Raw genomic sequence first — 12,832 nt, 5'->3', positions numbered from 1 at the left:
AGCGGCCGGCGCAGCCACACCAGACCGGCCGCCGCGAGCACGACGGCGCCCGCCGCGGCCGGCACGACGACCGGAAAACCGCCGTCATCCTTCGCGTGCGGCCGGGTCCCGGGCCGGGCCTTGGCCGACGGGCCCGGGGTGAACGCCGCGTCATGGTCCTTCTCGTACGCCTCGGAGCCCTTGCCCGTCGCGATCAGGTCGACGCAGCGGGCGAGCCGCGCGGCGAGGGTGGTGTAGCGCTTCTCGTACGAGACCGCCCAGCCCGCGTCGTTCGCCGCCTGCCTCTGCTCGTCCGTGCCGCCCCACATGGTGACGTCGAAGACGTCGCCGAAGTCCGTGTCGAGCGTGACGTAGGCCCCGTCGCGCCCCAGGTACGACTGCACGACCGTCGTGACCTGGGTCGAGGTCTGCCAGGTGCTGCCCGCGACGATCGGCACGAGGATCACGAAGATGGGGGTCTTCGAACGCCGGATCCGTTTCACGATCTCGTCGCGGCGCGCCTTCGGCAGCGCGCTCTCGTACGCCGGGTCGACATAGATCGGCGTACGGCGCAGCGCACGGGCGATCGCGGCCCCGTCACTCGACACCGAGGTACTCCAGTACGTGGTCGGGCAGGTCCTTGTCCATCCCGCGGATCTTCTCCCAGACCCCGGGGGCCTCGTAGTACGGGCGTTCGCGGCCGTCGATCACGAGTGCCAGCGCCTGGTGTCGGCCCGCCTTCGCGCACTCCTCGCACATCGGCTGCCGCCTGCTGGACAGGCCGCCCAGGGCCGTCCGTACGCGGCGCGCCGCGGTGCCGTGGAGCGGGTTGATGACGCAGCGCGGCTCGGGATCGGCGGTCCGCTCCCGCAGCGCGTCCTGCCCGTCGAGGGCGAGCACGACCACGGCGAACCGGCTGCCCGGGTCCTGCTTCTCGTCCCACAGCAGCTTGGCGGCGTCGTAGTCGGCCATCGCCCGCGGGTACCCCGGATCGTCCTCTTCGGCCGCGCCGATCGCCCGCGCGAGCCGTACGAGCTCCGCCCAGGCCATGCGCCGCAGCCGGCGCGGACGCAGCGTCGTCGTGGTGCCGCGCACGCCGCGGGCGATGCCGATCACGGCGGCGACGACGCCCCACAGGAGCGCGAGCAGCACGCCGCTGACGGCCAGCGCGGGAAAGAACGTCTTCATGAACTGGCCGGCCAGCCCGGCCTTGGTGGGCTTCTTGTCGGACGAGTAGGACTCGGGCGCGTCCGGCACGGGCGGGTCGGACGGCTTGGCGGCGGGCGCGTGGGCGAGCGCGTCGATGACGCCGTGCAGCCGCTGCGCGAGCGGCTTGCCGTTCGTCACCGCCGAGACCTCCAGGGTGTCGTCCCGCGGCACCTGGTAGGAGGTCCAGTCGAGGGTGCCGCGCTGGTCGGAGATCAGGTAGACGCCGTTCCGGCCGAGCCGGCGGTGCAGCAGGTAGGTGAAGTAGTCGGCGTCGCCGGCCGACTCGTCGTCGGAGTCCAGCGGGACGACGGCCAGGTAGATCGGCACGCCGGCACCGGCGATCTGCCTGCCGAGCGCGGTGCGGTCGTGCGCGTCGAGCAGGGAGGACACGTCGGGGTCGACGAACACCGGCGACCTCCGCAGCGCCGCCGCGACCCGATCGACCCGCGCCATCGACACGGGGGCCGTCGTGTCCGCGAGGGCGGCCGGCGTCGAGACGAGGACGAGGGCGAGCGCGGCCGCGATCGGCCTCATCGCTTCCTCCTGCTCTTCCTGCCTCTGCGGCGCAGCCGGACGACGAGGATCCAGAGTGCGGCGAGCAGCGCGACGCCCATGCCGGAGTAGACGCCCGCCTCCTGGGCCAGGTCGATGTCGTCGTCGGCCTCGCGGTACGGCTTGGGCTTGGAGCCGGCGCGGTCCTTCTCGTACGCCTTCTCATAGCGCTGCTGCGCCTGCCCGGACCGGATGTCGTCGACGAACCGTTCGAGGACCCGCGCGATGCCCGCGTTGTACGGCTCGGCGAAGGTGACCTCGCGCTCGGCCGCCGTCACCGGGAGGTTCGTGCCGAACTGGTCGACGGTCAGGCCGATGCCGTCCGGGGACGCGACGAGATATACGCCGCTACGGCCGAGCTTATCGTGCAGCAGGGCGATGAGGCGGTCGGGCGAGCCCTGCGGATCATTCTCCACGGTCGTGTCGGACACGACCGCGAGGTAGGTGGGCACCGGCATCCGCTTCACCGCCGCACGGACCCGCGCCGCGTCGCCCGCCGTGATGGCACGCGGCGCCAGGTCGGTGATGAACACCGGGTCGCGAGCGAGCTGCGCGGCGACGTAGTCGGCGCGTGTGACCGGCGGTGGAGTCACCGCGAGTGCCGTACCGATGATGAGGGGGATCATCGGACCGGCTCACGCGTCTTTGATCTCGCAGATCACGGCTCCGCTGGAGACCGTCTGACCGACCTCGGCGCCGAGCCCGGCCACGGTGCCGGCCTTGTGCGCGGTGAGCGGCTGCTCCATCTTCATCGCCTCCAGGACCACGATCGGATCACCGGCCGCGACGGTCGCGCCGTCCTGCGCGACGACCTTGACGATCGTGCCCTGCATCGGGCTGACCAGGGCGTCGCCGCCGGCCTGCTGCCGGCTGGACTTCTTCTTGCTCTGGCGCTTGGCCGGACCCTTGTTCGCCGTCGTGGTGGTCGCCGCCCCGAGCCCGGCGGGCAGCACCACCTCGATGCGCTTGCCGCCGACCTCGACCGTGACCTTCTCCCGCTCTTCCGGCTCGGCCGCCTCGGCCACACCCTCGTACGGCGGGATCCGGTTGTCGAACTCGGTCTCGATCCACCGGGTGTGCACACGGAACGGCTCGTCGGTGAACGCGGGGTCCTCCACGACCGCCCGGTGGAACGGGATGACGGTCGGCATGCCCTCGATCTGGAACTCGTTCAACGCCCGCCGGGCCCGCTGGAGCGCCTGCGTCCGGTCCGCCCCGGTGACGACCAGCTTGGCGATCATCGAGTCGTACATCTGGGGGACGGTCATGCCCTGCTCGAACCCGGTGTCGAGCCGCACGCCGGGCCCGCTGGGCGGGCTCCAGGTCCGTACGGTGCCGGGCGCGGGAAGGAAGCCCCGGCCGGCGTCCTCGGCGTTGATCCGGAACTCGAAGGAGTGCCCGCGCAGCACGGGGTCGCCGTACCCGATCGTCTCGCCGTCGGCGACCCGGAACTGTTCGCGTACGAGGTCGACGCCCGCCACCTCCTCGGTCACCGGGTGCTCGACCTGCAAACGGGTGTTGACCTCGAGGAAGGAAATGGTGCCGTCCTGGCCGACGAGGAACTCACAGGTGCCCGCGCCGACGTATCCGGCCTCTTTCAGGATCGCCTTGGAACTGTCGTACAGGGTCTGGACCTGCTCGTCGCTGAGGAACGGCGCCGGCGCCTCTTCGACCAGTTTCTGGTGGCGGCGCTGCAGCGAGCAGTCACGCGTCGACACGACGACGACGTTGCCCTCTTCGTCGGCGAGGCACTGCGTCTCGACGTGCCGCGGCCGATCGAGGTACCGCTCGACGAAGCACTCCCCACGCCCGAACGCGCCCACGGCCTCCCGTACGGCGGAGTCGTAGAGGTGGGGGATCTCCTCGATGCTCCGCGCGACCTTCAGCCCGCGTCCGCCACCGCCGAACGCCGCCTTGATCGCGATGGGCAGGCCGTGCTCCTCGGCGAACGCGACGACCTCATCGGCGTCCTTGACCGGGTCCTTGGTGCCGGCGACGAGGGGAGCGCCGACCTTCTGCGCGATGTGCCGCGCCTCGACCTTGTCCCCGAGCGCCTGGATGGCCCGGGGCGGCGGCCCGATCCAGGTGAGCCCGGCGTCGATCACGGCCGTGGCGAAGTCGGCGTTCTCGGCGAGGAAGCCATAGCCGGGGTGGACCGCGTCGGCACCGCTCTCTCGGGCGATGTCGAGCAGCTTGCCGATGTCGAGGTAGCTCTCGGCGGCCGACCGCCCCCCGAGCGCGTAGGCCTCATCGGCCACCTTGACGTGCAACCCGTCGAGGTCCGGCTCGGAGTACACGGCCACACTGCGGATCCCCGCGTCCTTACAGGCACGCGCAATCCGGACCGCGATCTCCCCACGATTGGCGATCATCACCTTACGCACGTGTACTCCTCGCTCTTGCCGACCGCCCAAGAGTCTAGGCAAACCGGATTCGGTCGACCGCAACGCCCGCCTGGTTGACGCGAACCGTCCGGCGGGTTACGCGGAGGCGACGCGCTCTTCCGGGCGGCTGCCCGTCACCGCTTACCGCCGGGAGTCCCCGGTTTCGTTCGCCTCGGTCTTCCGGGCCGACAAGGGTCATTTCCGCGGCCGCCGAGGAGGCGGCAATCGGCGCTGCCATATCGCCCGCCACCGTTCTTCCGGGTCTTCCTCACCGGCCGTGAGATACGCGCGTTTCAGCCTGCGGGGGTTCTCACACACGCCACATGTCGTACATATCCCGATAGGTACGCGGGGCCCTGCACACCCGGCGCAGAACTCCGCCCCGGTCCGCCGACGCTCGATGACCCGCCCCACGACGACCGCGAGCCGCTCGCCAGGGTGGACCTCCGGATCCGGACAGTACAGATCGAGCCGCGGCAGGTCGCCGGGGTCGGGCACCCGTCGCTCCGCCTTCTCGACACGCCGCCGCCGTTCGTAGGCGATCAGCTGAGGCAGCCACAGGTCGCGGGCCTCACCGAGCTCGTCGACGGCCCGGACCAGTGAATGCGGGTCGCCCTCCAGGTGCTCGGGGATCCCGTTCCGAACGATGAGGTGATGCCAGGTGGCCCGGAAACCATAGGGCCCGAACCGCAGCGCGCACTCCCGCAACGCCCACAAGCGATGTCCCAGCGGTCCCCCAACGTCACGCACACGCCGCGCCGCGGCGGGAAAACTCGTCATCTGTCTCGCTCCCCGGGCCGAACGCCTCCGGCCATCTCGGTCATGAGCCTCTTCGTCACTTGGAGGTTCATCAGCCCCACATCGTTCAGCCGAAGGCTCGATGACCGATCACGGGTCGCGGTCTCAGGGGGCAGCCTGATCGGTCCAGAAAACGATCAAGCCGGCGTTATTAGGTATGTGGCCTCTCCGCGACTGGGAGATCCGAACGTCCATAATGCGCGAGTTGTGGATCACGCGATGGAGCGGATTGTCAGGTCAGGTCAGGAGATTCGTCACCTATGGATCTGCAGGTCAGTGGCCGGATCCGGACACGCAGAGGCGTCGTACCCGGTCATTCAGTACTTAAGTACCTTACAGACCTAGAAAGCAAACCTAAAGAAGCGTTAAGGTGCTCATGGGGGTCATAAACGAGACGCCTAACGGGGACGGTGTGGTCTCTACTGCGAAACGCGGATAGCGCTTTGCTGCTGAAGCAGCAATCTGGATGCGGGGCAACCCGCAATCCGAGAAGGTCGCAGAACGGTCAAGGAAGGGAATGCGCATGTCTGATGTAATCGGTGGAAGCCCCGAACAGATGCAGCAGCTCGCCCGGATCTTCGGGAAGCACTCACAAGGGCTCCAGGCGCTGATCAAGGATCTGAACGGCCACACCGTGAACAGCGACGCGATCTGGAAGGGCGACCACGCCACCAAATTCCGCGCGTCATGGCAGGAGGCCAAGGCGTCGTTCGACAAAATGGCATCGGCCCTGCAGGAGGCCGACCGTTTCATCAAGTCCAAGGCCCAGAGCCTCGATCAGTGGCAGCACTGACGCCGGCATGCCTCTCCGCCGAGCCCTGATCATCCTTCGGTCAGGGCTCGGCGGCGTCGATGGCGACATGGCCGCGTTCCGATCGAGCCATTGACGTGCCGCTCAACAATTCCGTTCACCGCCTACGTATCTGACTGCGGGAGTAGAAGGTGCCGACGCCTAAGGACAAAAACTTCGCTGGAATAAATCCTCAAGCGTTCGGCCAGATGACAAGCAGCCTCGAACGACGCGCGGCAGATGCATCGCAACGCCTGCGAAGCTTAGCCGGCCTTTGCGCTCAGGCCGGCGTTGGCGCAGAAGAAGTAGGCAGGATGCAGCAGAGCATCAACTGGGCTCTTGGGCAGGTGCCGACTCTCAAACGGAGACAGAGCCTGGCGGCGGCGTGGGACCTCGGAGAGTTCGGCGCCAGCGGCTACGTTCCAGCAGGTGCTGGAGACCTCGGCCAGTTCTCATCAAGTGATGCGGCAGGAAGAGCCGGAGCGGCTGACGGTAAAAGGCTGAAACAACTCCTTCGCGAAAATCGCGATAAGGATATCAAGCCTTTTATCGACAAGATCAGCGCTAACAAGGGCGATGCGGATTACGCTGCGGCGCTATATCGGGCTCTGGGCGCATCAGGAATCGCCGGACTGGGCGCATATGTAAGACGATTGCTGACGTCGGGCGACAAAACACAGGCGGACAGCGCCCAGCGAGCGATCGGTGACTCGCTTGGATTGGCAAGCCATAAGATCAAGATAGACGAGAAGTGGCTGGCGGGGTTCAACAGATTCGGAGACCACTATAACTATGAGCTGATGGCTCCCTTATTGAAATATGGGAGCTTTTCGGACCAGTGGCTTAATCTGCTAGGAAACCACCTGCTCACGGACAACGGCGGCATGCTTCCGCCAAGATCGGACAATATCTGGGAGGCGATGTCGCGCAATCCGCGCTTTTCGACCACCTTTTTCGGCCAGAATTACGGTAAGATCCTCCACATCGCAAACGGAGCCATCTCGGGCCCGGAAGGCGCCGAACACGGCGTGCCGGACTTCATTCACGCGGCGACGATTGACGGCCGAGGTGTGAACCCAAAGCAGGCCGAGGCGAACGTGCGAAATATTGCCAGCTATTACCGAACGCATCCAACCGAGCATGCGGCTCCGCAGGTACAGAAGACCTATGCTGACATCGTAGATGCGTACTGGGACGACCTATTCGCAAGCGTTTCATCGCCATTGTTGACAGCCGGTGATCCGGTCAAGCCGAATGACCCGGCTCATGAGACGACTGCCGTCGACAACCCCTTCGGCCCTGGTATCGGAATGCCGGACCAGTATTGGGGAGGATTGCTCCAGGAAACACTCCGCGATCCAGAGGCTGCGGCGCATGTCCTCGCACGTTATGAAAAGTGGAGACTGGATTCGGCACACAAGACCAGCAAGTCTTATTGGTATAACTATTCTCACAACAAGCTTTTTCCAGAGTACATGAAAAGTCAATTTCTACAGGCGGCGGGAGCTACACAAGACCAGCGCAAGGCTTTTAATCAGAGACTGGAAACTGTACTTGGAAAGGGGATTGATTGGTCCACATCGCCACAGAGCGCACTTAAAGACATGTCTCTCATGGCGGTTAAGGCGGCCGTGAACAAGGGAATATCTGAGATCAGCCCGGACGATCCGCCGAAGATCAATATGGATGTATTCGACCATCGTCGCGACTGGAGTGACTTCGCAAATGAGGAGCTCAGGCAGTCCAGCGGCACACTTGGACATCCAACGGCATACCAGGACCGTTACGGGCTTGGCCCGGACAACGGATTTATTGACCCGCAAACTGGCGGCGTGAAAGATATAAGCGAGATAGTCAAGAATCCTGCAACGTTGGCGGCGTATAATGCGTGGCTTACGGATCCGGCTGTGGTAGATGCGGTGAAGCCTAGGTTTGAACCAGGAGGCTAGCGAATGCCTGCCGTGGTTAGCTCATCCGTTAGTTTTTTTGGCAAGTCTTTGTACAAGGTGGCCAAAAATAAGCAACAGTATATTCTGATGCTTGTAGCCACCCTGATTCTTTCTGTGGCCTCGGTTGGATGTTCGCGAAATTCGAGTGACCAGGCCGCACTGCAGCGTAAAAAGGTGGAGGCCAGCAGGACATCTCTGAATCGTTTTGCGTCGGCATTCCAGCGTAACTTTGTTTCGCTCTATATTTCTGTTAATGGAACCGGTAGATTCGCTGACTGCTACGAGCCGGCCGGGGGGCACAGTTACCAAGTCACGCTCTCTATGGAAGACACGTTCAAGCCTAAGAGCTTTCGTAATGATCTGATTCAGCGCATCATTTCATATCTGGATGACTCGGAGTGGGGTGTTGGCGAAGTCTGGAGTCCGGGCAGCTTGAGCGATGGCAACGCCTGGGAGATTTCCGCATCGAAAGATAAGGATAAGTTTGAATTGAAAAACGCCGAAAAGGCGTCTGTTGCGAATATTAATATAACCGGGCCGTGTCTAAGGGTGCCTGCTGGTTCAAATGATCTGCTTAGTGGCGTGGATAGCTTTCGTGGTCCGCGGATTAGTGGCTCACCAGTGCCATCGCATTCTCACTAGGCCTATTCCGAGATAGGGGGAGTTGTGGTTGCTCAGCCATTGGTGCCGAATCCTCAACATCAAAAGCTTCAGGCTCTCCTTAACCAACTTAAAGGTGAGATCGGAGTGATCAGAGGTGCGCTCGATGACGCCAACTCGAAGATCGTATCGGGGCAGGCGTGGGTTGGGCCGTGGGCGAGAAGCTGGGGCGGGGATCTCTCCGTAAAGAGGGGGCAGTTGCGGTCATCCGCCGATGACCTGATCAACAAGGTCCAGGCTGCCCTAAGGAACTGTCCCGAGAAGGTGAGCCCTCAGGCCGCGAGGTCACAGAACGACCCGCGGTACTGATCGAGTTTTGCTTGCAGAAATCGTCGTCGAGAGACCTGCCGTCAGCTGACCGCCGACTGTATCGGCAACGTCCTCCCCGGCTGGATGAGCAGGCTCCGCCCGGTGGGCGAGCCGATCGAAATGTTCCGAGGCAGCCGGGCTCCAAGAAGATCTCCGTCGTCCAGCGACTCAATGGCCAGGAGAACTCCGGTCCTCGACTTGGGCACCGAAGCCAGGAAGCTCTGAAAGGCCTTCGACAGCTCACTGGCGATCCCAGCAATGATCATCCCATGCTCGCGATCCCTCGCCTGGCGAAGAAGGTCTGCGAGTGCATCGTCCAGAGGCGTCTCGTACATGAGTTCCGCATCGTCGACCACGATGACATACCGCTCATGACCCCCGACCGCGTCCAGCAGGGCGTCCTCGTCGGCATCTGCGCCGAGGACCGCGAGGACTCCCGGTTCGGACTCCAACGCGCGCAACGGGGACCGTCGAGGGCAGACCAGTACCACCGGTACGGTGCCTTCGCCCAACTTCGGATTCAGCAACGAGAGCACCATGGTCATGAGGACTGTAGAACGTCCCGACCTCGGCGGTCCCGCGACGGTGAAGCCAGGGCCCTCGGCGAGCAGATCCACACCCACCGGCCCCAGTTCGTCTCCCCCGGCGCCGACCAGGGCCCACAACGGCGATGGTGCGGTGAATCCGGGGTCCAGGGACAGCGCTTCCCAACAGGTGATGCGGACGGGCAGTTCGTCGACGTGAAGTGGGCGGGGTCCGATGGGCGGTCGGCCGTACGCGTCCTCTGCCTCACGGCCGAGCCGCTGCAAGGCCGCGACCTGGGCGCTCCCCGATTTCTCACGGTCGAGGAGCGCGATCTGCGACTCCCGCACAGACGCATCGGCCGTACCCGCGACCTGGAGCGCATGGCCCGGGCCCATGTCCGAGGGAACCTGACGTTCGTTGATGCCCGCATAGTGGTAGTCGTTCGGATCGGACATGCGCAGGATCAGGCGATCGTCGAACACGGTCGAGGCCTGCCCGCCCAGCCCCGACCGGTCGCCGGTGAAGACCGCCCGCAGTCCCACCGCGGTGCCTTCGCGCAGCAGCCGCAGCACCGTGTCGATCAGACGTCCGTAGTCGTAGTTCTCGAACGCCGTGACAAAGCCCTCCCAGCGGTCCAGCATCAAGACCATCCACGGCAGGCGGTCCGGCGGTGCCACCGCGGCTCGTTGCTCGGCCAGCGAGGCGAACCCGGTCGCCGCCAGGACCTGCTGCCGCCGTGACACCTCCGCGTGCAGGCGGGCCAGCAGCCGTTCCATCCGCTCGATCTGGTCGCGGCCGACGACCGCGCCGCAGTGGGGCAGCGCCACCATGGGCAGCAGCGCGTTGGCTCCGCAGTCGATCGCATAGAGATGCACGTCGGATGGTGCGCACGAGGACGCCAAGGAGCCCGCCAGCGTTCGCAGGACGGTGGAGCGCCCCGACCGGGCCGACCCCGCGACGTACAGGTGGCCGCCGTGCACCAGGTCCAGAGTGAGCGCCGAGCGGGACTGGGACGAAGGCAGGTCGGTCAGGCCGAAGGCGAGCGGCGGTACGTCGTCGGACTCCGCGAACACCGCCGGCAGGTCGTCCAGCGTCACCACCGGCGGCAGGGGCGGGAGCCACGGCGCCGGCTGTTCTTCGATTCCCGCGCGGTCGCAGGCCTCGCCGATCGCACGGACCAGGACCTTCAGGTCCGTCACCATGGTCGACTCGTCGGCCGGCGCGTCCACCGGCAATGGACGGCCGAGGCGGGACCACGGCAGAGGCATCGTGCGTACCGGAGCGGACGACGTGCTCCCCGGCAGGCGGCCGCCGATGCGGGCCGCCTGGATCATCACCGGCGAGCCCACCCCCGATCTCACGTAGCACCGGCCCGGTGACGACTTGGAGATTCGCGCGGCCGCCGGGTCGTCCAGTACGTCCGACGACTCGTCCGGGTCCGTAACGCGCAGGGCGATTCGCAGGTTCGTGTTCGCCCGGATGTCGGCGGTCACCACGCCCGCCGGGCGCTGGGTGGCGAGCAGCAGGTGGACCCCGAGCGACCGGCCTCGGCGGCCGATGTCCACCAGGCCCTCCACGAAGTCCGGCAGCTCGCCCGCCATCGCCGCGAACTCGTCGATCACCAGGACCAACCGCGGCAGGCGGGTGGAGGCACGCCGGTCGCCGGTGTCGAACAGCTCGCAGTAGTCCTCGATGTCCTTCGCGCCCGCGTGCAGCAGCAGTTCCTCCCGCCGGCGCAGTTCGGCTCCCAGAGACTCCAGTGCCCGTTCCGTCAGGTGGCCGTCGAGGTCCGTCACCATGCCGACCACGTGGGGCAGCGAAGCGCAGTCGGCGAACGCGGCGCCGCCCTTGTAGTCGATCAGGACGAACGTCATCTCGTCCGGGCGGTTCGCGACCGCCAGGGACGCGATCAACGTCTGGAGCAGCTCCGACTTGCCCGCGCCCGTCGTCCCCGCGATGAGGCCGTGCGGGCCGTCGACGCGCAGGTCGACCGAGAACACCCCGTCGGACGAGACCCCGATGGGCACGGCCGTCGTACGCCCCCCGGACTGCCAGGCCGCCTGGATCCGGGCCGGCGCCGGCGTCGGCATGTGCAGGAGCTCCAGCAGGCGGGCCGACGACGGGATCATCGCCTCGGTGTCGTCGCGCGACACGTCCCGTACGGGCGCCATGGCGCGGGCCAGGCGGTCGCACCACGCCGGGGTCACCTGGTCGGCCAGCACCGCGCCGACCGTGTCCAGGCCGTTGCCGTGCAGGCGCACGTGGGTCGGGTGGTCCCAGTCCCACACCGCCACGGCCGTGCATTCCTCGGGCAGCAGGCGTTCGTCGTCGTCGATGCAGATCGCGTGCAGGCCGACGGACGGGCCGCCGCTGAGTACCTGGGGCATGCCCGGCACCCGGCGCAGCTGGCGAGCGCCGTCCAGGACCAGCAGGATGTTGTACGGGCCCTCGGCCGGCGCGCCGGTCTCGAAGCCGAAGGACGTCGACGGCTCGGCCGTACGGCGGCGTTCGGTGATGCGGATGGCCAGCTCCGTCACACGACGGGCCACCGTGTCCGGGTCGGCGCCGACCAGGGCGACGCAGTCCTCGCCCTCGCGCGGGGCGCAGTGGGGCAGCCAGCGGACCCAGTTCCAGTGGGACGCGGAGGACGGGTCCGCCGACAGCACGACGACGGACAGGTCGCGGGGGCTGTGCAGGGCCGCGGCCTGGGCGACCAGCCAGCGGGCCAGCGCACGAGAACGGTCGCGGGCGCCCGACAGGCCGACCACGCCCAGTTCGCCCAGCGGCAGGGGGACGGGTACGGCGTGGGCGACCGGTGCCGGTGGCATGACCGGCTCGTCGCCGCCGCCGCGGCCGGGCTTCAACTCGATGCGGGCGGGCAGGTCGGCCAGGCCGATGCGCAGGTGGAGCGTGTCCGGGTCGCCGACGCGGCGTTCCCACAGGCGGCGGCGTGGGCCGGTCGCGGTGAGCAGGACCTCGGCCGGGTCGGGTGCCAGGGCGCGCCACTCGGCCTGGTCGGCGCGGCGCATGCTCTCCAGCGCGCCCTCGAACTCCGCCTTCTTCGCGCGGTGCTCCTTCAGCGCCTTCTTGTACGACTTGCGGCCATAGAGCCGGTCGGCGATCCACTCGCCGACCTGGATGACCGGGTACGCCAGGGCCATCAGCGCCCAGTACCACTGCCCGGTGAAGACGACCAGGACGACGCCGGTCGCCGCGAACAGCAGCGAGCCCAGCAGCCGCAGGCGCTCGCGCTGGCCCTTCTCCGGCTCCTGCGGCACCTCGATGCGGCGCGGCGCGAACTGCGGGCGGATGCGCGGCGGCCGGTTGTAGGCGAGCCCGCCGTCGTCGAGCGGCGACAGGTGGGCGTCCGGCGAGGCGGTGAGGGCCAGCGTCAGCACGGTCGTGCCGACCGAGAGCACGCCGCCGGGCGGCCACTCCACCGTGCCTTCGAGGGGGACCTGGTCGAGCGTGCCCGAGCCCGACACGGTGACGCGGCGGGACTCGACCGTGACCGTGAGGGCGTGCGGGGGAACGGAGGGGTCGGCGAGGCGTACGTCCACGTCGGGGGAGGTGCCGAGGGTGGTCTGGCCGATGCCGAGGCGGTGGACGGGACCGGCCGCCGGACCGCCGCTGACGCGGATCTCGGCGATGCCGGTCGGCTCGCGGAGCACCGTGGC

General features: G+C 67.0%; 8 protein-coding genes and 1 pseudogene. 4 read left to right on the top strand and 5 right to left on the bottom strand.

The window, feature by feature from the left end; translation table 11 throughout:
* The 4 genes and pseudogenes from ACFFNX_RS26420 to ACFFNX_RS26405 form a co-directional block, all read right to left on the bottom strand.
* A pseudogene (locus ACFFNX_RS26420) lies at positions 1–587 on the bottom strand (hypothetical protein); the annotation flags it as partial.
* Entirely contained in the window at positions 577–1,722 is a 1,146-nt protein-coding gene (locus ACFFNX_RS26415; RefSeq protein ID WP_378207763.1) for a hypothetical protein, read from the bottom strand. The gene ACFFNX_RS26415 and the pseudogene ACFFNX_RS26420, both read right to left, overlap by 11 nt.
* Complete coding sequence (locus ACFFNX_RS26410; protein WP_378207761.1) at positions 1,719–2,366, bottom strand: hypothetical protein; 648 nt, start codon at positions 2,364–2,366, stop codon at positions 1,719–1,721. The genes ACFFNX_RS26415 and ACFFNX_RS26410 overlap by 4 nt, the downstream gene beginning before the upstream one ends.
* A gap of 9 nt (positions 2,367–2,375) precedes the next feature.
* Positions 2,376–4,124, bottom strand: coding sequence for an acetyl/propionyl/methylcrotonyl-CoA carboxylase subunit alpha (locus tag ACFFNX_RS26405; RefSeq protein WP_378207758.1), 1,749 nt, complete (start codon positions 4,122–4,124; stop codon positions 2,376–2,378).
* Between the two features lie 438 nt (positions 4,125–4,562).
* On the opposite strand from ACFFNX_RS26405, the gene ACFFNX_RS26400 reads away from it, so the two are divergent.
* From ACFFNX_RS26400 to ACFFNX_RS26385, 4 genes are all read left to right on the top strand, one after another.
* Positions 4,563–4,727 (top strand): hypothetical protein, encoded by a 165-nt coding sequence (locus tag ACFFNX_RS26400; RefSeq protein WP_378207755.1) that lies wholly within the window; start codon positions 4,563–4,565, stop codon positions 4,725–4,727.
* Positions 4,728–5,445: 718 nt separating this feature from the next.
* On the top strand, positions 5,446–5,715 hold the full coding sequence (locus ACFFNX_RS26395; RefSeq protein ID WP_329251159.1) for a WXG100 family type VII secretion target: 270 nt from the start codon (positions 5,446–5,448) through the stop codon (positions 5,713–5,715).
* Between the two features lie 311 nt (positions 5,716–6,026).
* Complete coding sequence (locus ACFFNX_RS26390; RefSeq protein ID WP_378207752.1) at positions 6,027–7,661, top strand: hypothetical protein; 1,635 nt, start codon at positions 6,027–6,029, stop codon at positions 7,659–7,661.
* 3 nt (positions 7,662–7,664) lie between these two features.
* Positions 7,665–8,303, top strand: coding sequence for a hypothetical protein (locus tag ACFFNX_RS26385; protein WP_378207749.1), 639 nt, complete (start codon positions 7,665–7,667; stop codon positions 8,301–8,303).
* 368 nt (positions 8,304–8,671) lie between these two features.
* Here ACFFNX_RS26385 and ACFFNX_RS26380 read toward each other — a convergent pair.
* On the bottom strand, positions 8,672–12,832 hold a 4,161-nt coding region (locus tag ACFFNX_RS26380), incomplete at its 5' end, for a type VII secretion EssC family protein (protein ID WP_378207746.1).

This window comes from Actinoallomurus acaciae (assembly GCF_042429965.1).
In the GTDB taxonomy this organism is placed as follows: Bacteria; Actinomycetota; Actinomycetes; order Streptosporangiales; family Streptosporangiaceae; genus Actinoallomurus; species Actinoallomurus acaciae.
Note: the sequence above shows the minus strand (reverse complement) of the source record. Positions and strands in the feature narration are given on the sequence as shown.